Origin of the sequence: Allohoeflea poritis, from assembly GCF_027889715.1 — a bacterium.
GTDB classification, from domain to species: Bacteria; Pseudomonadota; Alphaproteobacteria; order Rhizobiales; family Rhizobiaceae; genus Hoeflea_A; species Hoeflea_A poritis.
The window spans coordinates 260,488-282,754 of the sequence record NZ_JAPJZH010000002.1 but is presented as its reverse complement, the minus strand read 5'-3'; the positions used below and the strand labels follow the sequence as shown (position 1 = coordinate 282,754).

The window sequence follows — 22,267 nt, the reverse complement described above, 5'->3', positions numbered from 1 at the left end:
TCAAACCCGCTTCGGAAAAGCGCACTGCCTACGTCATATATGAAAGAATTTCGGGTTTTTGGTCAGAATCCTGTCAATTTGTCGTTTTCAGACCATTTGATGTCGTTAACAGGCGTTTACTTATCGCGTGTACATCGAAAAAGTGTACATATTGTATTTGGCGATCTGGCAGTGCTTGTCACTGCTTGAGAGCTCTGAAATGGGGTGGTCCATCGCGCCGGATCACCCCATTTTTTTGTCCCGCTCAAGGGTACCAGTAGCGCGCTTCACTGCTTCCGCGTTCGATCACCACGAAATTGTTGGCAAACACGCGATAGGCGGGGCTCCACTCCCCATCGGGCCATTGAATGCGGATCTGGGCTCTTTCGGCGACACCCGTTCCGACATGGATGAAACCGGCGTGTCCGGAAGCATGGCCGCCACCGGCCTGGATCTTGCGCAGCCGTGTTTCATTGCCGGATTTCACTAGGATCGTCGCGCCGACGGCGTTTCTGTTGGCGCCACTCTGTCGCAGTTCGATTTGAAGCCAGTTGCCCATCGGCCTCGTTCCCCAGCCGGTCTTGCCGCCGCGATTGCGGAACAGGCTGACCGGTGCTTCCCGGTTGACGACCAGCAGGTCGAGATGGCCGTCGAGATCGAAATCGGCAATGACGGCGCCGCGTCCGCGCCGGTCGAGATTGATGCCCGACAGGTGCCCGGCTTCAAAGAAAGTGCCGTCGTGCTGCCCGAGCAGGAGATTGTCCGGATCGAAGGCGGCGAAATCGGGCATTTCCTCGACATTGCCCTTGGCGATGTAGAGGTCCAGCAGGCCGTCATTGTTAAAGTCGGCGAATTCCGAATGCCAGCCGGTGGAGGGGCGCAGATCGTCGCCGGTATAGGGGCGGTGGGCCGTTGCGCCGCGCTCATAGGCGATGTCGCGATAGGCGGGCCGCCCTTCCTCGGCTTCCTCGTCAAGCGTCTGCAGCTTTGTATCGCCCATTGATGTCAGCGCATATTCGGGAAAGCCGTCGGCATCGATATCGCCTTCGGCTATGCCCATGCCCCAGATGTTGATGCGCTTCCAGCCATCGGAGCGGCGGTAAAGGCGCGGCAGCTTGCCGGGATCGATGCGCCATAACTGTTCCTCGCCGTCACGATAGTAGTGCCGGTCATTGGTCACGCGCAGCGACGGTGTGCCTGACCGGTTCCAGTCGGTGAAGATCATCGACAGGGCGCAAAAGCCGGGCGACAGCGCGTTCGGCTCGGCATAGGAAAGCCGTTCACCGGGCTGCGGCCTGTGCAGCATATTGTCATGGCAAGTGCCCCAGGGCGAACCCGGCGCGGAACGGTCGACATAGTTGCCGAATGCAAGGGTCGGGTAGGGGGCGTCGCCTTCGAATGTGGCGGCGAAGGCGGTGGTCCAGGCGCGGCCGCCATCGAAAGCGAATTCGCGGTTGGCGTTTGTGAAGCTGCAGTCCTCGCCGCCTTTCAGAAGAATGTTGCGTCCCACCCGCAGCAGGACCACGTCGCGATAGCCGTCATTGTCGAAATCGATCGGGTAGAGGCCGGTGACGTTCCGCAGGTCGCTTTCGGCAAGGTCCAGATCCCTGGCCTCGAACTTCAGGGCTGCTGCTCTGGCGCTACGGTTGACGAAAAGGCGTGTCTGGCCGGTTCCGCCGGCAAGCATCAGGTCCGGATAGCGGTCGCCATTGCAGTCGAAGGACGCCGCCCCGCCGCCGACGAAATACTCCCAGGGCCCGCCATAGACATGTGCGATACCGGCTTCGCGGGCCTGCTCGGCGAGAACCGGGATGTCCATCGCCGGTTCCGCCGCCGTTGCGGCCGCCGGGCAAAGTGCAAGCAGTGCGGCGAAAAGCGGTGAATTCTTCATGGCGTGATTACCAGTGTTTTCAAAAACGCGATCAGTGCTTCCCGGTCGTCGTCGCCGAGTGCGATATAGCGGTCGCGGGCAGCGCGGCCGGCGCCGCCATGTACCCGGATCACCTCGTCGAGCGTGGTGAGGTCGCCCCGGTGGCCGTAGGGGTCTGTCGAGGCGATGCCCCATAATTCACCGGTCATGAAGACATCGCGATCGACGAAGCGCTGGCCGAGCAGTTCATTGCCGAGCGCGGAGACCTGCTGGTCGGCGATCTTATGGCGCTTCAGGTCGCCGAAAAGCGGCACCAGAACCGCGCCGCTCTCGTCGCGCGGCAGCGTTTCCGCCCAGTCCAGCAAAGCGAGATCATAGACAGCGCCGTCCGCAATCTCGGTCTGCCGCAAGGTTCCGGCGCCGTCGACGGGGCCCGGATCGGCGAATTCGAGGCTGTTTAACGGCAGGGCGGGGCGGTGGCAGTCACTGCAGCCGATATCCTCGAATATGGTGCTGCCGCGCTCCGACATCCGCTGCCATTGCGTTTGATCGGGCGTGATCTGCGTCGGCGGGGGGCGGCTCGCCTGCCAGGCAACCAGCGCCGAGACGTCGCCGGCGCCCATTTCGGCGGCGATGCCGTCCTCGTCGAAATCGTCCTGCCCGGTCCAGCGCGGTCCGAAACGTTCGACGGCCTGTATGCCGTGGTGGTGGTTCAGTGCATTGACGGTGAACTGACGCAGAGAGCCGATGACGCCCTTCTGACTGAACGGGCGGATGACGAGATCGGTGTCGACGCCGTCGATGCCGGACAGATCGACAATGCCGTCCGGCTCCGCGGTGATCTTGCCGAATTCGACGCCCTTGGTCGTCAGCCGGACGGTTTGAGGCTCGCCCGTGGACCGCGCCCGAACAAGCGCCTCGGTGCGCTGTGCCTGCAGGTCTGCCGTCATTTCCCGGGCCAGAAGCTCGATCAGGCCTGCGCCCAAGACGTGGTTGGTGTTGCGCTCGTTGGAAAATTGCGGATCGGTGCTGTCGAAATCGGCATTGGTAAAGCCTTCCGATACGAACACATTGGTGACGAAATCGCCGGCGCCGCCGACAATCGGATCATTGTGGCAGGATGAACAGGCGTTTGAATCCATCCCCGGAAGCCGTTGAAATGCTTGCGGAACCGGCCGCTTGCGTTTTGTAGGGATAATGGCCTGCGTCGCCATGGGACGGCCGACGCCGTCCATGGTCGTGAACTTGGCGGTAAAGAGGTGTTCGCCCCGCTCAATCAGAGCCTTCAGTTCTTCATCGGAAAGCCGGCCTGAGTAATCCGCCTGCCTTGTTTGCTCACCGATGGTCCGCTCATCCCATGGCGATGGGTTGTTTTCGGCAAGCGCGGCGCCGGCAAGGAGCGCTAAAACAGCGGCGCCCGCGACAAGCAGTACTCTATACGGCATTGTCTTCCACCTCGATTGCCCGTTCCGTTGCCCGGGCGAACAATTCATCCAGTTCCAGCAGGGCGGTCATCGTGCAGCCCTCGACGATCAGGGGTTTTTCGTCCGGAAAGCAGTGGATCTCGATCTTCTCGGCAACCACATCGAGCTTGGTCGCGCCGATGGCCTCGCGCAGGGACCTTTCGATGAACTCGAAGGCCTCGGTTCCCTTTCCGACAAAGGCGACCGGAAAGGAATCCACCAGGGCATACATGTCCGCCAGACCGGTGCCGAGCGCCCGGCCGGCGTCCTCATAGGCCTTCAGTGCGTCGCGGTCGCCGGCAATGGCGGCCTCATGCACTGCGCTCATCTCGGCGGGGCCGATATCGTTTCGCGGCCTGTCTTTTTCGCTGGCTGCCCTGGCGCGGCGATAGATGGCGTAATCGCCCGCATAGGCTTCAATGCACCCGTGGCGGCCGCAGCGGCAAAGCGCACCGTCGGGAACGTGCGACAGGTGTCCGAATTCGGTGCCCGACGAGCGTATGCCGCTGACCGGTTCGCCATTCAGAATCAGGCCCATACCGATGCCATGGGACAACAGTACAGCGGCATAGTTGCGATTGAAGCGGACCGGATCGCGCCAGTGCAGAGCCCGGGCAATCATGGAGCAGTCGTTGGACAGCTTCACATGCGCATCAAATTCCGGTTCCAGCATGGCCTTGAAGCCGAGATTGCGGTGCTGTGTGATCGGCGACCACAACATGGCCGTTCCCTCGACATCGGTGACGCCCTGAACGCCTAGCCGGATGCGCTTGAGTTTGCCCGCGTCTGCGGGAAGTTCCGACATTGCCCGGCGAATTGTATCGATCAGCATGATCTGAAATTCCTCGGGTGAGGCGCGCCGCGCACGGAAAGGCTGGTCGATTTCTGCGATGCGCCGACCGGCATAGTCGGAAATGGTCGCGGACACCCGGTCGAGCTGGACGACCGCGGAAGCGACCAGCGCCGCCCCGGGATTGAGCGCCAGCCGGACCTGCGGGCGGCCGCGGCCGAGGCTTGCCGAGCCTTCCTTGCCGGGTACGACCAGGATGGCCTCGTCGATCAGTTCCGACGTGATCGCCGAAACCGTCGAGGCGCTGAGCCCGGTCTTGGCGCAAATGCTCTTTCTGGACATCGGGCCGTTGCGGCGCAAGGCAGCCAGGATGCGGCTGCGGTTGCGCTTTCGCACGTCGTCCGATCGTCCCAATTCGACCACGGCTTCCAATTCCTCCCATTGGCGCATATTTTGCTGCATTGCAAAAAAATATTGCTGCAATACAACAACTTAAGGCGCTTCAATTTTCAAGTTGACACAGCTTTGCGATTAAGTCACTATTTTTTTCGAGCCTCGAATTAAATGGCTCATTTGAAGCGTGGCTCGTTGCTTCGATCCGTCGGGGCGGTGATCCACTCACCGGGAGGTACTGAAAAATGAAAATTCTCAAGGCCGCACTCATCGGTGCGGTGTTTGCTGCTACATCCGCAGGCGCCGCGTTCGCCGATGGCAAGACGATCGGCGTATCCTGGTCGAACTTCCAGGAAGAACGCTGGAAGACGGATGAAGCCGCCATGAAGGCCGCTATCGAGGCCGCCGGCAACAAGTATATTTCGGCCGATGCCCAGTCATCCGCCGCCAAGCAGCTCACCGATGTCGAATCGCTGATCTCACAGGGTGCCGACGCGCTGATCATCCTGGCGCAGGACGCTGGCGCCATCGGGCCGGCTGTCGAGAAGGCCTCGGCGGAGGGCATTCCGGTCGTCGGCTATGACCGGCTGATCGAAAATCCGGAAGCCTTCTACATCACCTTCGACAACAAGGAAGTCGGCCGCATGCAGGCCCGCGCCGTCTTCGCTGCCATGCCGGAAGGCAACTACGCCTTCATCAAGGGCTCGTCCGCGGACCCGAATGCGGATTTCCTGTTTTCCGGGCAGATGGAAGTGCTGAAGGAAGCCATGGATGCCGGCAAGGTCAAGAATGTCGGCGAAGCCTACACGGACGGGTGGAAGCCTGAAAACGCCCAGAAGAACATGGAACAGATCCTGACGGCCAACAATAACAATGTCGACGCGGTCGTTGCCTCCAATGACGGAACAGCCGGCGGTGTCGTTGCCGCGCTTTCCGCGCAGGGGCTCGACGGCAGCGTTCCGGTTTCCGGCCAGGACGGCGACCATGCCGCGCTGAACCGCGTCGCACTCGGAACCCAGACCGTATCGGTGTGGAAGGATGCCCGCGAGCTCGGCAAGAACGCCGCCGTTGTCGCATCTGTGCTGGCCGATGGCACGGCCATGGCGGACGTTCCTGGTGCCGTCAAATGGTCCGGTGGGCCGAATGGTGTCGAAATGAACGCCATCTTCCTTGCGCCTGTGCCGATCACCAAGGATAATCTCGACGTGGTGATCGATGCCGGATGGATCGGCAAGGACGTGGTTTGCCAGGGTGTTGCATCGGGTACGGTCGCAGCCTGTAACTAAACCGCACAGCCTCGGCGAATAGAAAAGCGCCGCGATCCGTGCCGGTCGCGGCGCTTTTTCTGAACTTGAGCGATCACAGATCGCACTAATTCCATTGGGGGGAGCCGTCATGACGGACCAATCGGAACCTCAAACGACCGCAACAGCAACTGATACCGCACGCCATTCCGAACTATCGATTGTCGGTCGTTTCATCAAGGCGACTGAACTCGACACGCGCATGCTGGGCATGATCGGCGCTTTGCTGATTATCTGGATCCTGTTCGACATCTTCTCCGGCGGTCTGTTCCTGACGCCGCGAAACCTGTGGAACCTGTCTGTACAGACGGCGTCTGTTGCGGTCATGGCGACCGGCATGGTGCTGATCATCGTGACGCGCAATATCGACCTGTCCGTCGGTTCCATTCTCGGATTTGTCGGCATGATCATGGCGGTGACGCAGGCCGAGATCCTGCCCGCTTATATCGGTTTCGACAATCCGTTCACGTGGGTTATCGCATTGGCCGTCGGCATCGCCGTCGGTGCGGCCATCGGCGCGCTGCACGGTTATGTCATTGCCTATATGGGCGTGCCGGCCTTCATCGTCACGCTCGGCGGCCTGCTGGTCTGGCGCGGCGCGGCCTGGTGGGTGACGTCCGGACGCACGGTCGCGCCCATGGATTCGAATTTCCGCCTTCTGGGCGGTGGACCGGCGGGCTCGGTCGGCGAGATCGCGAGCTGGATCGTCGGGCTGATCGCCTGCGTGGCGATCGTCGCGATGATCGTCATTGCCCGCCGCCAGCGCAAGCGTTTCCAGTTTCCGCTGCGGCCGGTCTGGGCCGAGACATTTCTCGCCGCGCTCGGATGTTTCCTGGTGCTCGGCGCCGTCTTCATCGCCAATATCTATTACTGGCCGATCGGTATTGTGCGCCGGCATATCCAGGCCGGGCTGCTTGAGGGCGAAGCGACCGAGATCCTCATCGGTCACGGTGTCGCAATCCCGGTTCTCGTCGCCATCTGCGTCGGCATCGTCATGACATTCCTGGCAACGCGCACGCGCTTCGGCCGTTACGTGTTCGCCCTTGGCGGCAATCCGGAGGCGACCGATCTGGCCGGCATCAACACGCGCTGGGTGACGATGAAGATCTTCATCATCATGGGCATATTGTGCGCCATCGCCGCGGCCATCTCCACGGCCCGCCTCAATGCGGCGACCAACGCGCAGGGAACGCTCGACGAATTGCTGACCATCGCGGCAGCCGTTATCGGCGGCACGTCGCTTGCCGGCGGCGTGGGGACCATCGCCGGCGCCATGATCGGTGCTCTGGTCATGCAATCGTTGCAGTCGGGCATGGTGCTGATGGGTCTCGATACGCCGCTGCAGAACATCGTTGTCGGCGTCGTTCTGGTGATCGCGGTCTGGCTCGACTCGCTTTACCGCCGGTCTCAGCATTAGAGCGAGTTGTGATTAGATTGATGCATTTGATGGCGGAAAATCGGTTCATTCGGCGAGGCGCGTCGCGCAGCGCGATGCAGCGCATCGGGCGAGCGGCGCAACGACGTCCGATGGGCCGATTTTCCCCACCCTTGAAAGGGGAGAAGATGTTGGAAACGAATATGGAATGGGCCGGGCGATTTTGGCCCCTGGCGTCGTTGGCTCGCGCTTGTGGTGGGGAAGCACCACGGCGCGCAACCCGCCTAGCCAGTGACCAAAATCGCCACGGTCAAATGCTTCAATCTAATCACAACTCGCTCTAGGTCAGGGGAGGAAATCATGAGCATGGAAACAGCAACACAGCCCCTGGTCGAAATGCGCAACATGTCGATCTCGTTTGGCGGCATCCACGCTGTCGACGATGCGTCGGTGGATCTGCATCCGGGCGAGGTGGTCGGTCTGCTCGGCCACAACGGCGCCGGCAAGTCGACGCTGATCAAGATCCTTTCGGGCGCCTATCAGCGCGACAATGGCGAGATCCATATCGACGGCAAACTGGCGACGATCAACAATCCGCGCGACGCCAAGGGCTACGGCATCGAGACGATCTACCAGACGCTGGCGCTTGCCGATAATGTCGACACCGCCGCCAATCTCTATCTCGGGCGCGAGCTGCTCACGCCCTGGGGAACGCTGGACGATGTGGCGATGGAGGCGAAGGCGCGGGAGGTGATGGGGCGTCTCAACCCGCGCTTCCAGCGTTTCAAGGACCCGGTCAAGGCGTTGTCCGGCGGTCAGCGGCAGTCGGTTGCCATCGCCCGGGCGATCCTGTTCAACGCCCGCATCCTGATCATGGACGAGCCGACCGCGGCGCTGGGACCGGAGGAGACCGCACAGGTGTCCGAGCTGATCCTGCAGCTCAAATCGGAAGGCATCGGCATCTTCCTGATCAGTCACGACATTCACGACGTGTTCGATCTCGCCGACCGCGTGGCGGTGATGAAGAACGGTCAGGTTGTCGGCACGGCGCGGACCGAGGATGTCGACAAGGACGAGGTGCTCGGCATGATCATTCTCGGAAAGTGCCCGCCCGGCGCGACGCCGGGCCCCGGGGCGCTTTCGAGCTGATCCGTCCCGGCGCCATCCGGGACAAACGCAAGGCAGGACGCGCGGCCGTTGCAACGCGATGGCTGATCCGGTCCGTCCATGGGAGGAAGAATGTATCTCGGAATCGACCTCGGCACGTCAGGCGTCAAGGCGCTGATCATTGACGGGGCGCAGAAGATCGTTGCCTCGGCGACGGCGGATCTGAAGGTTTCCCGGCCGGCCCCCGGCTGGTCGGAACAGGACCCCGCCGACTGGATTTCGGCGACGGGCGCGGCTGTCGGAAAGTTGAGGCAAAAGCATCCTGCCGAAATTGCCGAGGTCAAGGGCATCGGGCTCTCCGGGCAGATGCACGGGGCCACCCTTCTGGATCCGGCCGACCGGGTCCTGCGACCCTGCATTTTGTGGAACGATACGCGGGCCCATGAAGAAGCCGCTTTGCTCGATGCCGATCCGCAATTCCGCGCGATCTCCGGAAACATCGTCTTTCCCGGCTTTACGGCGCCCAAACTCATGTGGGTGCGCAACAACGAGCCGGATATCTTTGCGAAAGTCGCCTCGGTCCTGCTGCCGAAGGACTATCTGCGCCTCTGGCTGACGGGCGAAAAGGTATCGGAGATGTCCGATGCGTCGGGAACGAGCTGGCTCGATGTGGGTCAGCGGCGCTGGTCGCCGGACCTGCTGGCGGCTTCGCAGATGGATATGCGCCAGATGCCGCGGCTGGTGGAAGGCATGCAGGCGAGTGGCGGTTTGCGGGCAGACCTTGCCGCCGAATGGGACATCAAGCCCGGGACCGTTGTAGCTGGCGGCGCCGGAGACAATGCCGCAACCGCGATCGGCATGGGCACGGTTGGCGAGGGCGCGGCGTTCGTGTCTCTTGGAACTTCCGGTGTCGTGTTCGCGGCGAATGACTCCTATCGGCCCAATGCGGAAAGCGCCGTGCACACATTCTGCCATGCGGCTCCGGGAAGCTGGCACCAGATGGGTGTCATCCTGTCGGCGACGGACAGCCTCAACTGGTTTGCGGTTCTCGTCGGCCAATCGGCCGCCGCGCTGACGGATGAACTCGGCGACGAATTGCGCGCGCCGCAGGGATTGTTCCTGCCGTTTTTATCCGGAGAGCGAACGCCGCACAACGATGCTGCGATTCGCGGCGCGCTGACCGGGATTTCCCACGGGACCGACCGGGCGGCGATCACCGCGTCCATCCTGCAGGGCGTCGCGTTCGCTTTTCGCGATAGTATCGAGGCCTTGTCCGCCGCCGGCACCGACATTCGGCGTCTGACGGCGAGCGGCGGCGGTTCGCGCTCGCAATACTGGCTGCGCACCATTGCCACCGCGCTCGACATCCCCGTCGACGTGCCGGTTGCCGGCGATGTCGGCGCGGCGTTCGGCGCGGCTCGGCTCGGCATGCTGGCGGGCGGAACGGCATCGCTGGCCGCCTGCATGCCGCCGGATATCGACCGATCGATCGAGCCGGATAAGGCGCTGCGCCCGGCCTATGAGGAAGCCTATCAGCAATACCGGAAGACCTATCCGGCCATACGGAGCACCATGTGATGAAGACGGATTTTTTCGGCAATATCGAGCGTGTCGCCCATGAAGGGCCGGACAGCATCAACCCGCTGGCGTTTCGTCACTACGATCCGAACGAAGAGGTCATGGGCAAGCGCATGGAAGACCATCTGCGCTTCGCCGCCTGTTACTGGCACAATTTCTGCTGGCCCGGCGGCGATCCGTTCGGCGGTCAGACATTCGAACGTCCGTGGTTCGGCGACACGATGGAGAATGCCTATCTGAAAGCCGACGTGGCGTTCGACATGTTCAGCATTCTCGGCGTTCCGTATTACTGCTTCCATGACGCCGATGTGCGTCCGGAGGGCGCCGATTTCGCTGAAAACACCCGCAATCTGAATACGATCGTCGACTATTTCGCCGAAAAGCAGACGCAGACCGGCGTCAAGCTGCTCTGGGGCACTGCAAATCTCTTTTCCAACCGCCGCTACATGGCCGGCGCGGCCACCAATCCGGATCCCGATGTGTTCGCCTTCGCGGCGGCAACGGTGAAGACCTGCATCGATGCGACACACCGCCTCGGCGGCGAGAACTACGTGCTGTGGGGCGGGCGCGAGGGCTACGAGACGCTGCTCAACACCGATATGGGCCGGGAACTCGACCAGCTTGGCCGCTTTCTCAACCTGGTGGTCGAATACAAGCACAACATCGGCTTTTCCGGCACGATCCTGATCGAGCCGAAACCGCAGGAGCCGACCAAGCACCAGTACGACTATGACGTCGCGACGGTCTACGGCTTCCTGAAGCGTTACGGGCTGGAAAACGAGGTGCGCGTCAATATCGAGCAGGGCCACGCGATCCTTGCCGGGCATTCCTTCGAGCATGAGCTGGCGACGGCCAATGCGCTGGGCATCTTCGGCTCCATCGACATGAACCGCAACGACTACCAGTCGGGCTGGGATACCGACCAGTTCCCCAACAATGTACCGGAAATGGCGCTGGCCTATTACCATGTCCTCAGGGGCGGTGGATTTACCACAGGCGGCACGAATTTCGACGCCAAGCTGCGGCGCCAGTCGCTCGATCCGGAAGATCTGCTGATGGCCCATATCGGCGGCATGGATTGCTGTGCTCGCGGCCTGAAAGCCGCAGCGGCGATGATCGAGGACGGGGTTCTTTCGGAGTTTGTCGACGCGCGTTACGAGGGTTGGAACGGGGAAGCCGCGCAACAGATGCTGGCCGGAAATATGGGTCTTGAGGCGATCGCGGCGCGGGTCGAGGCCGAGAACATCAACCCGTCGCCGCGTTCCGGCCGCCAGGAATTCCTGGAAAACGTCGTCAACCGCTACGTCTGAGAAAACACGCCTTTAGGTTGCCAAGGATTCCCATCATGATTTTGATTGTAATCAATCAAAATCATGATGTTTTTTCATGAAGCAGCCATTGTTGCCCGGTTCCCACTCCCGTAATTTCGGATCGGGAGGAACAATGCGAAAAGCAACCGTTCAGGATCCGGCAGCGCTGGCAGGCATGAGCACCGCGACCGTCGACCGTGTTCTGCACAATCGTTCCGGCGTTAGCGAAAAGGCTCGCGAACGGGTCAGGGCGGCCATTCATGAGCTCGGTTTCGGACAGTTGCCAGGCGACCTCATGGAAGCGCCCAAGCGTACGCTGCGCTTCCTGTTCCTGCTTCCCAAGGTCAATACGAGTTTCGCCAAGGCGATCTGTACATCGGTGCGGACCGCTGCCCGTGTGAGCGACGAGATCAATGTGATCAACGATACGCAGCGTATCGACCTGCGTGACAATTTGGCGCTCATTCGCGAGATCGACGCGGTGACCGCCGAGAAATATGACGGCCTTGCGCTTTTTGCCGTCGACGCGCCCGGCGTGCGGCAGGCGATCGACCGGGTCGTCGAACGCGGTGTCAAGGTCGTCACGCTTGTTTCCGACATACCCACTTCGAAGCGGCATCATTTCGTCGGTATCGACAATGTCGCAGCCGGCCGGGTCGCCGGCACGCTGATGGGTCGGTTCGCGGGCAAGAAAAAGGGCACCGTCGGTGTCATCGCAGGTTCCTTGCGCATGCGCGATCATGTCGACCGCTACTTCGGATTCGAGCAGATCCTGCGCGCCCGGTTTCCGGGATTGCGCATCCTTCCGATCGAGGAGGGAGACAGCTTGCACACGCACAATGCAGTCATCACGCGGCGTCTTCTGGAAAAGCATGACGATCTTGTCGGCCTTTATTCCGCCGCCGCGGGAAATGTCGGCATCCTTGAAGTGCTTGCAGACCTCGGCAAATCCGACGGGCTTGTGGTGCTCATGCACGAATTGTCCGAGCATACGCGACGAGGACTGGCCGACGGAACGGTCGATGCGGTCATCAACCAGGACACAGGCCACATTGCGCGCAGCGCGGTGCGCGTATTGACGGCGTTCTGCAGCGGTCGGCCGATCATCGAAGCACAGGAAAAAATCAGGATCGATATCTACCTGGCGGACAATCTGCCATGAGCTAGAAGCGATCCATCCCAAATCGACGGCAGGAAGACGGCACGACGGTCACAGCGACCGGATCGGCAGGGGCTTCCTTTGTCCGAACCAGGAAGAACTCTGCGCCGAAACCGGCGCGGGCAAAATGAGAAACAGGAGGATCTCATGAAGAAACTGCTCACAACATGCCTGATCGCCGGCGGTCTTCTGACCGGCTCCGCGCTCGCCGAGGAAACGGTCAAGGTTCTGTCCATCAACCGGGATGTAGAGCCGTGGAAACAGCTCTATCTGGACGTGGTGGCGGAATACAACAAGGCCAATCCGGGGGTTAACGTCGAAGTCGAATTCATGGAGGACGAGGCCTTCAAGCAGAAACTGCCGACGCTGCTGCAATCCGACGCCGCGCCGGACCTGTTTTTCTCATGGAGCGGCGGCGTATTTTACGAGCAGGCCGATCAGGGCTTTCTGAGGCCCATTCCCGACGACATTGCCGCTGAATGGAAGAAGGACCTTTCGGCGGGCGGTATGGCCGCGCTGTCCTATAACGGCAAGTTCTACGGTGCGCCCGAGGCGTCCCAGAACGTCGCCATCTGGTACAACAAGGACAATGCGAAGAAAGCGGGCGTCGATCCGACAAAGATCAAGACCTGGGATGATTTCCTCGGCCAGGTCAAGACCGCCAAGGAGGCCGGCGTGACGCCGATCATTGTCGGCGGGCAGGACAAATGGCCGTTGCATTTCTACTATTCGCTGCTCGCCATGCGCATCATGGGCGAGGACGGCCTTCGCGCCTCGGCCGCCGGCGAGAATGGCGGCTTCGACAATGAGGACTGGGTGCGCGCCGGCAAGGAATATATGCGCCTGATCGAACTGGAGCCGTTCCAGGAAGGCTTCATGGGCGTCAAATATGATGCCGCCACGGGTCTTTGGGGCGATGGCGGCGCGGTCTTTACCCTGATGGGCGACTGGGATCTCGGCGCGCAGCGCGCCGCTTCCTCCAATGGCGGGCTCTCCAACGAGCAGCTTGGCGTCGTTCCGTTCCCGATGGTCGAAGGCGGCAAGGGCAAGGCCAGCGATACGCTGGGCGGCGCCTCCGGCTTTGTGCTGACGCGCAATGCGCCGGATGCAGCCATCGATTTCCTCAAGGTCTTCATGGGGCCTGACGCGCAAAAACGCGCCGCAGCGGAAGGCGTCTACATTCCAACCGCGCCATCCGCCGGCGGTCTGGTGAAGGATTCGATCCTCAAGCAGTTCGCCGCCATCGGCGGGGCATCGACCTATCACCAGCTGTTCCTTGACCAGTTCTTCGGCAGCACCCTGGGCGGTGCCATCAACGATGTGTCGGCGCAGATGGCGACGGGCGACATCACACCGGAAGAGGCCGCGAAGCTTCTCGAGGAAACACGGCAGTTCCAGTAGGCGGGCCGCGGGGAGGGACGTCCGGCTGTCGGCCGGGCGTCCCGTCAGCCAAATGAGACGAGGGCCATGACACTGGTTTCCACACAGAGCACGGTCGGATCCGCCAAACGCCGACGAAAGGGGTTCGATCTCAGCAGTCAGACCACGATGCTGCTGATCTTCCTACCGCCGGCCATCCTGCTCTTTACCGTTTTCGTCATGCTCCCGATGGCCGAGGCGGCATTCTTTTCGCCATACAAGTGGAGCGGCTACGGGCCTGCGCCCTGGGCGTTCAACGAGGCGACGGGCAAGAGTTTCGGCACCTGGACCGGAGGGGCCAATTTCGAGCGCATGTTCGGTCACAGCGCTTTCCAGACCGCGCTGTCCAATACTTTCAAGGTTATCTCGGTCTCGCTGCTGGTCCAGTTGCCGCTGGCGTTGATGCTGGCCCTGATGATCTATCGGAAAAGCTATGCGAATACAGTTTTCCGGCTGATCTTCTTCGTGCCCTATATCCTGGCGGAAGTTGCGACCGGTTTGATCTGGAGCTTCGTCTTCGATGGCAATTTCGGTCTGTCGCGCGTCATTACCGACACGTTCGAACTGCAAAAAGCCTTCTTTCCGCTGGCCGAGAAACAGTGGGCCTTCAACACTATCCTCGCGGTGATCGTGTGGAAGTATTTCGGCTTCCACATGATGATCTATATCGCCGGACTGCAGAGCATCCCGAAGGACCTGATCGAGGCGGCGCGCATCGACGGCGCCCGCCCGCTGCAGATCATCTTCTTCGTCAAGCTGCCGATGCTATGGCCGGCGATCACCATATCGATCTTCTATTCGGTGCTCGGCGCCCTGCAGGTCTTCGACCTGGTCATGCCGATGACGGCGGGCGGGCCGTCCAACAGCAGCCACACGCTCGTCAGCTATCTCTACAATTTCGGCTTCATCCGGCTGAATGTCGGTTACGGAAGCGCCGTGGGCGTCTTCCTCTTCGCGGTCGGTGTCATCTTCGCCTTCGTCTACCGCAACACGGTACAAAGGGAGGCCGCCCGATGAGCAGCTTTACCTGGCGAAGCGCGTTGCGCATCTGTGTCCTTCTGCTGGTTTCGAGCCTCATTCTCGTTCCGCTGGCGGCGACGATCCTCGGCGGATTCAAGACGGATGGAGAGCTGCGCGCGGAGCCGTTCGGGTTGCCGGAGGTTTGGCGCACGCAGTTCTATGGCGAGATCCTCATCGATCCGCAGTTCTGGCGCTATCTGTGGAACTCGCTGGTAATCTCGCTGCTGACCGTCGCGCTGACGCTCATCCTCGGTTCGATGGCGGCCTATGCCTTCGCGCAGGCGACGTTCTTCGGCTCGCGTTTTCTGTTCAGCTATCTGCTGCTCGGCCTGATGTTTCCCTTTGCGGCGGCCATCATGCCGCTTTTTCTGACCGTGCGCGATCTCGGCATCCTCGATACGCCCTGGGGTGTGATCCTGCCGCAGGTCGCCTTCGGCCTTGCCTTCTCGATCATGTTCTTCCGCACGTTTTTCAAGCAGATGCCGCCGGAATTGTTCGAGGCGGCCCGCGTAGACGGTTGCGGTTACATCCGCTTCTATTTCTACTTCACGCTGCCGCTGTCGACGCCGATCCTGGCGACCATCGCTGTCTTCGTGTTCGTGCAAAGCTGGAACAACTACCTGCTGCCGCTGATCATGCTCAATGATCGGGCCGGCTACACCTGGACGCTGGGCGCGATGGATTATCGCGGCGAATACATCTCGTCGTGGAACCGTACACTCGCCTTCATGACCATGACGCTGACGCCCGCCGTCGTTTTCTTCATCGCCGCTCAAAAATACATCGTCGCCGGACTGACCGGCGGCTCGGTCAAGGGATAACCATTCATGATACGCAATCCGATCCTCCCCGGCTTCAATCCCGACCCGTCGATCTGGCGGGTCGGCGAGGATTACTACATCGCGACGTCGACATTCGAATGGTATCCCGGTGTTCAGATCCACCATTCGAGGGATCTGACCAACTGGACGCTGGTCTGCCGGCCGCTTGACCGCGCGAGCCAGCTCGACATGCGGGGCAACCCGGATTCCTGCGGCATCTGGGCTCCCTGTCTGTCCCATGCGGACGGGCTTTTCTGGCTCGTCTATACCGACGTGAAGCGCTACGACGGCAATTACAAGGACACACATAACTACCTTGTGACCGCACCGTCGATCGAAGGGCCGTGGTCGGATCCGGTCTATCTCAACTCTTCGGGTTTCGACCCGTCGCTCTTTCATGACGAGGACGGCCGAAAATGGCTGGTCAACATGGTCTGGGATCACCAGGGCAACCGCGACCCCGTCACTGGCGGAAAACCCGGTTTCTTCGGCGGCATCCTGTTGCAGGAATATGATGTGGCGGAACGCCGCCTCATGGGGCCGGTCAGGAATATCTTTCGCGGAAGCGCGCATGGGCTGACCGAAGGGCCGCATCTCTACCGGCAGAACGACTGGTATTATCTCATCACCGCTGAGGGCGGTACCGGCTATCAGCATGCCGTAACGCATGCACGCTCCCGGACCATCGATGGGCCCTACGAGATTCATCCGAATGTGCATCTGCTGACGGCGAAGGATTCGGCCGGGACCGGCCTGCAGCGCGTCGGCCACGGTCAGCTTGTTGCAACGCCCGACGGCTCCTACTACCACACATTTCTTTGTTCGCGGCCGCTTCCGGGAACGCGCAAATCGCCGCGTGGCCGGGAAACCGGCATAGCCCGGCTCGAATTGCGGGATGATGGCTGGTTCTACGCCGAGGGCAACGCCGCGACGCCGGACCAGGTGATCGCACCGCCGATGCCGGCGGATGTGCCCGCGCAGCCTGAGAATGTGACTTACAGGTTCGACGGCGACACCTTGCCGATGGATTTCCAGTGGCTTCGCTCACCTTATGCCGAGCGGCTCTTTTCATTGAGGGAACATCCCGGTTTCCTTCGGCTGTTCGGACGGGAATCCATCGGCTCCTGGTTCGAGCAGTCCCTGGTTGCGCGGCGTCAGACGACATCCGCCTATTCGGCCGAGACATGTCTGGAGTTCCGGCCGCAGAGCAGCCAGCAGATGGCCGGCCTGACGGCCTACTACAACCGGGCGCAGTTCTACTATCTCTTCGTCTCGGTGGACGGCGCCGGCAAGCGTGTCCTTGATATACAGGGCTGTCCGGGAAACTGGCCTGAGGCGCATCTGACCTTTCCGCTGGACCAGCCGGTGCCGCTTCCCGATGAAGGAACGGTCTGGCTTGGGATCGATGTCGACGGCGCCACACTGCGGTTCCGCTACGCGCTCCAGGAGGGGCAATGGCAGCCGATCGGCCCGGAGCTCGACGCCTCAGTGCTTTCCGATGAGGGCGGCCGGGGCGAACATGCCAATTTCACGGGCGCGTTTGTCGGAATGGCCGCGCAGGATCTGACAGGCAGGGCGCTGCCGGCCGATTTTTCATTTTTTCATTACGAGGAAAACGGTGGGGAGCAGGCGCATTGAGCGCCGCTGCTAACGCCGCAAGGGAGACAGGCTATGGCTGAAGTCAGGCTGGAGCGCGTTGAAAAGTCCTTCGGTTCCGTCAATGTCATTCCGAAACTGGAGCTGACGATTGCGGACGGCTCCTTCACGGTGCTGGTCGGCCCGTCGGGCTGCGGCAAGTCGACCCTGCTGCGGTTGATTGCCGGTCTCGAGGATGTGTCGGCCGGGCAGGTGCTGATCGACGGGGTGGACGTGACGGAACGTGAGCCGTCCGACCGCAGCATCGCCATGGTCTTCCAGTCCTACGCGCTTTATCCGCATATGACGGTTGCACAGAATATCGGTTTCGGATTGCGGCTTGCGCGAAAGCCGAAGAAGGAAATCCGCGCGCGGGTCGAGGAAGCGGCGGAGATCCTTCAGCTTGAGGCGCTGCTCGACCGCAAACCGCGGCAATTGTCCGGCGGGCAACGCCAGCGCGTTGCCATCGGCCGCGCGATCGTGCGCAAACCGAAAGTGTTCCTGTTCGACGAACCGCTCTCAAACCTCGATGCCGCGCTGCGCACGCAGATGCGCGTCGAGCTTGCCGAACTGCATGCCAAGCTCGACGCCACCATGATCTATGTGACCCATGATCAGGTCGAGGCCATGACCATGGCCGACCAGATCGTCATCATGAATGGAGGGGTCATTCAGCAATCGGGATCGCCCATGACCTTGTACGACCGGCCGGCCAATCCGTTCGTCGCCGGATTTATCGGATCGCCCAGGATGAACCTGCTCGAGGGCGAGGTCGCCGCCGAGAACGGCGCCGAGCTTCTGGGCGTGCGGCCGGAGCACTTCGCTCTGTCCAGCGATGCCGGGAGCTGGCAAGGCCGGGTGCGCTATGCCGAACATCTCGGTTCCGACACCGTTGCCTATGTGGATGTCGATAAAATCGGCTCCGTCACGGTGCGAGTGAGCGGCGAGGTGCCGGTGCGCGCGGGCGACCGCGTTTTTCTGACGCCGAATGAAATGCGACTGCACAAATTTGCCGGCGACAGACGGCTTGCGGCCTGAGTACCGATTCACGGGAGTTGAACCATGAAGATATGTGTTACGGGCGGAAGCGGCGGCGCGGGCGGTGCCGTTGTCGAAGACCTGATCGCGCGTGGCGTTGACGTCATCAACATCGACCTGAGAAAGCCGGGGCACGGGATCTGTCCGCATATCGAGGCGGACCTTCTGGATTACGGCGCCGTCAGGCAAGCGGTCGAGGGCGCGGATATGATCGCGCATTTCGCCGGCAATCCGCAGCCCGATTTCAACTTTGCCGACGGCGCGGAGCGGTTCGAGAACAATACGCTGTCCTGCTTCAACGTCTTCAACGCGGCCGCCGATGCGGGCATAAAGAAGATCGTGTGGGCATCGAGCGAGACCGTTTACGGATTTCCGTTCGAGAACAATGTGCCCCTGAGCGTGCCATGCCGCGAGAGCGACGGGATCAGGCCGCAGAACGCCTATGCAATCTCGAAGGCGGCTTCTGAATTCATCGCCGCCGAAATGCACAAGCTTTACGGTATCAGCTTTATCGGCCTGCGGCTTTCCAATGTTCTTTATCCGGTCCGGGATCACCATGCGAGCTACTTCCTGATCCCGAGCTATTGGAACGATCCGCTCAGCCGCAAGTTCAACCTGTGGAGCTATGTCGACTGCCGCGACGTCGCGAAAGCGACCTGGCTGGCGCTCAATGCTGAAATTGACGGCGCCGAGGTGTTCAACATCGCCGCGCGCGATACGCTCATGCGGATTGAAAATGAGGCGCTTCTTGAAATGGCCTTTGGCGAACCGGTTCCGCAGGACTTTGCCTTTCCGCGCGCCTCTTTCCTCGACATTTCAAAGGCGGAACGCCTGCTGGGATTTGCGCCGGAGCATGGCTGGTCCGACGTGATCGAAGTCTGACCATCCCGCCCATCGAGCGGCAACGCTGCCCTGTTCAGTGGATGGTCAATTTATCTGGCCGCTGAATTATTTGTGGTTGGCGCTGGAATTTCGCGTGTGAACATTCCATAAATCTGCGTTGTCGATGCGTGAAAACGGCGGAGCATTACGTGATTCAAACCCCTTATCTCCTGTTTCTCGGCGATGCGCCGGATGCGCTCGCGGCCAAGGTCGCCCAGGGTATCAAGGACTGGCGGCCGGAACTTGCCGTCGGCCAGCTTCGCCTCGATGGCTGCAATGCCGATATGGGCCTTGCCGACATGACCATCGAAGAGGCGGTCGCCAAGGGTGCCAAGACCCTTGTCATCGGTGTCGCCAATCGCGGCGGCGTCATCTCGGGCAATTGGCTGGACGTGCTGAAAGCGGCGTTGAGGCACGGCCTCGATCTTGCATCGGGATTGCACAATCACCTCAATGACGAACCGGAACTGGTGGCGATCGCGCAACGGGAAGGGCGTGCACTGCACGATGTGCGCATTCCAAGCGTGGCCTATCCGATTGCCAATGGCAAGAAACGCAGCGGCAAGCGCCTGCTGGCCGTCGGCAGCGACTGCTCCTGCGGAAAGATGTACACGGCCTTGTGCATGGAGCGCGAAATGCGCAACCGCGGCATGAAGGCGACATTTCGGGCGACGGGACAGACGGGTATCCTGGTGACCGGATCGGGTGTTCCGCTCGATGCGGTGGTTGCCGATTTCATGGCCGGCGCGGTCGAATATCTGACGCCGGACAACGACGCCGACCATTGGGACCTGATCGAAGGGCAGGGCAGCATCTTCCATCCATCCTACTCGGGTGTTTCGCTGGCGCTGATCCATGGCGGCCAGCCCGATGCCCTGATCCTGTGCGACGAGCCGAACCGGCCGCATATGCGCGGACTCCCGCACTACAAGGCCCAGAGCCTCGAACTTCTGCGTGATACGGCATTGCTTCTCGCACGCATCGTCAATCCCGACTGCCGCGTAACCGGCATCGCACTCAATACCTCGGCCATGGATGAGGTAGAAGCTGCAGAATACGCTGAGAAGATCGAAGAGCGCATGGGCATTGCGACGGTCGACCCCTTCCGTCACGGCGCCGCGCGCCTCGTCGACGCGCTCGAATAGATGGCGAAGGGTATCGCACTCTCGGTTGCCGAGACCGTTTTTCCGCTGGCCGAGGTCTTCACCATTTCGCGCGGCTCCAAGACCGAGGCGCGAACCGTCACCGTAACGCTACGACAGGACGGCCATACGGGCATGGGCGAGTGCGTTCCCTATGCGCGCTATGGGGAAACGGTGGAGAGCGTCATTGAAACCATTTCGTCTCTGGCCGGTGAGCTCGCCTCGGGACTGGACCGGCGGGCATTGCAGACGCGTCTGCCGGCAGGTGCAGCGCGCAACGCGCTGGATTGCGCCTTCTGGGATCTGCAGGCGAAACAAGCGGGAAAACGCGTTTTTGAGATTGCAGACCTGAAGAGGCCCGGTCCGGTCATAACAGCCTTCACATTGTCCCTGGAAGCGCCTGAAATAATGCGCGAAAAAGCGCGGGAGAATGCACACCGGCCGCTTCTGAAGATCAAGCTCGGCGGGGAGGGCGACCTGGAGCGGCTGGAAGCCGTGCGATCCGGTGCGCCGGATGCCGCGATCATTGTCGACGCAAATGAGGGCTGGAGCCCGGAATCCTATGCGGCGCTGGCGCCGGAAATGCTGCGTCTCGGTGTGACCATGGTCGAGCAGCCCTTGCCTGCGAATGATGACGGTGCATTGGCGGCCATGGAGCGACCCCTGCCGGTTTGCGCCGATGAGAGCTGCCACGACCGGGCGTCTCTCGCGTCGCTCGTCGGCAAGTACGACATGGTCAACATCAAGCTCGACAAGACTGGCGGCCTGACCGAAGCGCTCGCGCTGAAACAGAATGCACAAGCCGCCGGCCTCCAAATCATGGTCGGCTGCATGGTGGCGTCATCTCTGGCCATGGCGCCCGCTGTGCTCGTCGCGCAGGGCGCGCAGATCGTTGATCTGGACGGGCCTTTGCTGCTTGCCGAAGACAGGCAACACCCGCTTTTATATGATGCCGAAGGCGTCCATCCATCCACCAGCGAACTGTGGGGCTGATCATGCGGACAGTTTATGTGAACGGCAGTTTCGTGCCGGAAGACGAGGCGACGGTATCCGTGTTCGACCGCGGTTTCCTGTTTGCCGATGGTGTTTACGAGGTGACCTCGGTTCTTGACGGCAAGCTCGTCGATTTCGCCGGTCATTGCGGACGTCTGCGGCGTTCGCTCGGCGAACTTCAGATGACGCTGGAGACCACGGATGAGGAACTGCTCGCGATCCACCGGAAGCTGGTGTCGGAAAACGCCATCGAGGAAGGGCTGGTTTATCTCCAAGTGACACGCGGCGCGGCGGATCGGGATTTTGTTTTTCCGCCCGAGGATACGCCCGCGACACTCGTCCTTTTCACACAGGCCAAGTCTCTGATCGACAGCGACCTCGCCAATCGCGGCCAGAAGATTTTCACGGTCGAGGACCAGCGCTGGACACGTTGCGACATCAAGACCGTTCAACTGCTCTATCCGTCGCTTGCCAAGATGGAGGCGAAATCCCGGGGCGGCGACGATGCGTGGCTTGTGCGTGACGGTCTGGTTACGGAAGGATCGTCCAACAATGCCTATATCGTGCTCGGTGACGGGACCATCGTAACACGGGATCTGTCGAACCTTATCCTGCACGGCATCACGCGGCGCGCGGTTCTGGAATGCGCCCGACATCTGCAAATGAAGGTCGTGGAGAGACCATTCACCGTGGATGAGGCGATCGGGGCTGTCGAGGCGTTTTCGACATCCGCGTCCGGTTTCGTCTGTCCTGTGATCGCGATTGACGACAACCGGATCGGCACGGGTGAGCCCGGGCCGGTTGCGGGCAAACTGCGCGAAGTCTATATCGCTGAAATGCGTAAATCGGCGATCTGATCGCCATTTCATTCCATTTTGGAATGATCACATATCGAAAACTCGATTTACGAGCCGAAATTTTTAAAGCATTTTCCGGAAAGCTTTAAATAGTCATGATTTTTTGAAATATCATGACTGCACTGAAATCGA

18 protein-coding genes are annotated in these 22,267 nt (G+C 61.1%); 15 read left to right on the top strand and 3 right to left on the bottom strand.

Annotated features, from left to right (window positions below):
* Positions 1-244: 244 nt before the first annotated feature.
* From OOZ53_RS04335 to OOZ53_RS04325, 3 genes are read right to left on the bottom strand one after another with little or no spacing between them, the layout of a single operon-like run.
* A complete protein-coding gene (locus OOZ53_RS04335) occupies positions 245-1,870 on the bottom strand; it encodes an FG-GAP repeat domain-containing protein (RefSeq protein WP_271088093.1) in 1,626 nt (541 codons plus the stop codon).
* The gene (locus OOZ53_RS04330; RefSeq protein WP_271088092.1) at positions 1,867-3,294 is read right to left on the bottom strand and encodes a di-heme oxidoredictase family protein; all 1,428 of its coding nucleotides are present in this window, start codon (positions 3,292-3,294) and stop codon (positions 1,867-1,869) included. The genes OOZ53_RS04335 and OOZ53_RS04330 overlap by 4 nt, the downstream gene beginning before the upstream one ends.
* Entirely contained in the window at positions 3,284-4,525 is a 1,242-nt protein-coding gene (locus tag OOZ53_RS04325) for an ROK family transcriptional regulator (protein ID WP_271088091.1), read from the bottom strand. Before OOZ53_RS04325 ends, OOZ53_RS04330 begins: the two co-directional genes overlap by 11 nt.
* Before the next feature lie 215 nt (positions 4,526-4,740).
* Between OOZ53_RS04325 and xylF the strand changes: the two genes are divergently transcribed.
* The 15 genes from xylF (at position 4,741) to OOZ53_RS04250 (ending at position 22,135) form a co-directional block, all read left to right on the top strand.
* Positions 4,741-5,781, top strand: a complete 1,041-nt coding sequence (gene xylF / locus OOZ53_RS04320) for a D-xylose ABC transporter substrate-binding protein (protein WP_271088090.1) — start codon at positions 4,741-4,743, stop codon at positions 5,779-5,781.
* A gap of 109 nt (positions 5,782-5,890) precedes the next feature.
* Positions 5,891-7,216 (top strand): sugar ABC transporter permease, encoded by a 1,326-nt coding sequence (locus tag OOZ53_RS04315; protein WP_271088089.1) that lies wholly within the window; start codon positions 5,891-5,893, stop codon positions 7,214-7,216.
* Between the two features lie 324 nt (positions 7,217-7,540).
* Positions 7,541-8,323 (top strand): ATP-binding cassette domain-containing protein, encoded by a 783-nt coding sequence (locus tag OOZ53_RS04310; protein WP_271088288.1) that lies wholly within the window; start codon positions 7,541-7,543, stop codon positions 8,321-8,323.
* A gap of 90 nt (positions 8,324-8,413) precedes the next feature.
* On the top strand, positions 8,414-9,859 hold the full coding sequence (gene xylB / locus OOZ53_RS04305) for a xylulokinase (RefSeq protein ID WP_271088088.1): 1,446 nt from the start codon (positions 8,414-8,416) through the stop codon (positions 9,857-9,859).
* Positions 9,859-11,169 carry a xylose isomerase gene (gene xylA, locus OOZ53_RS04300; protein WP_271088087.1) on the top strand — a complete coding sequence of 437 codons (1,311 nt, stop codon included), beginning with the start codon at positions 9,859-9,861 and terminating at the stop codon, positions 11,167-11,169. Before xylB ends, xylA begins: the two co-directional genes overlap by 1 nt.
* 133 nt (positions 11,170-11,302) lie before the next feature.
* Positions 11,303-12,331, top strand: coding sequence for a LacI family DNA-binding transcriptional regulator (locus OOZ53_RS04295; RefSeq protein ID WP_271088086.1), 1,029 nt, complete (start codon positions 11,303-11,305; stop codon positions 12,329-12,331).
* A gap of 144 nt (positions 12,332-12,475) precedes the next feature.
* A complete protein-coding gene (locus OOZ53_RS04290) occupies positions 12,476-13,729 on the top strand; it encodes an ABC transporter substrate-binding protein (RefSeq protein WP_271088085.1) in 1,254 nt (417 codons plus the stop codon).
* A 66-nt stretch (positions 13,730-13,795) separates the two neighbouring features.
* Positions 13,796-14,764 carry a carbohydrate ABC transporter permease gene (locus OOZ53_RS04285; RefSeq protein WP_271088084.1) on the top strand — a complete coding sequence of 323 codons (969 nt, stop codon included), beginning with the start codon at positions 13,796-13,798 and terminating at the stop codon, positions 14,762-14,764.
* Entirely contained in the window at positions 14,761-15,588 is an 828-nt protein-coding gene (locus OOZ53_RS04280) for a carbohydrate ABC transporter permease (RefSeq protein ID WP_271088083.1), read from the top strand. The genes OOZ53_RS04285 and OOZ53_RS04280 overlap by 4 nt, the downstream gene beginning before the upstream one ends.
* A gap of 6 nt (positions 15,589-15,594) precedes the next feature.
* A complete protein-coding gene (locus OOZ53_RS04275) occupies positions 15,595-17,226 on the top strand; it encodes a glycoside hydrolase family 43 protein (RefSeq protein WP_271088082.1) in 1,632 nt (543 codons plus the stop codon).
* Between the two features lie 33 nt (positions 17,227-17,259).
* A complete protein-coding gene (locus OOZ53_RS04270; protein ID WP_271088081.1) occupies positions 17,260-18,261 on the top strand; it encodes an ABC transporter ATP-binding protein in 1,002 nt (333 codons plus the stop codon).
* 24 nt (positions 18,262-18,285) lie between these two features.
* On the top strand, positions 18,286-19,143 hold the full coding sequence (locus OOZ53_RS04265; protein ID WP_271088080.1) for an NAD-dependent epimerase/dehydratase family protein: 858 nt from the start codon (positions 18,286-18,288) through the stop codon (positions 19,141-19,143).
* 149 nt (positions 19,144-19,292) lie between these two features.
* Positions 19,293-20,288, top strand: a complete 996-nt coding sequence (dgcN, locus tag OOZ53_RS04260) for an N-acetyltransferase DgcN (protein WP_271088079.1) — start codon at positions 19,293-19,295, stop codon at positions 20,286-20,288.
* Complete coding sequence (gene dgcA, locus OOZ53_RS04255) at positions 20,289-21,278, top strand: N-acetyl-D-Glu racemase DgcA (protein WP_271088078.1); 990 nt, start codon at positions 20,289-20,291, stop codon at positions 21,276-21,278.
* Positions 21,279-21,280: 2 nt separating this feature from the next.
* Positions 21,281-22,135, top strand: coding sequence for a D-amino-acid transaminase (locus OOZ53_RS04250; protein ID WP_271088077.1), 855 nt, complete (start codon positions 21,281-21,283; stop codon positions 22,133-22,135).
* Positions 22,136-22,267: the final 132 nt, after the last annotated feature.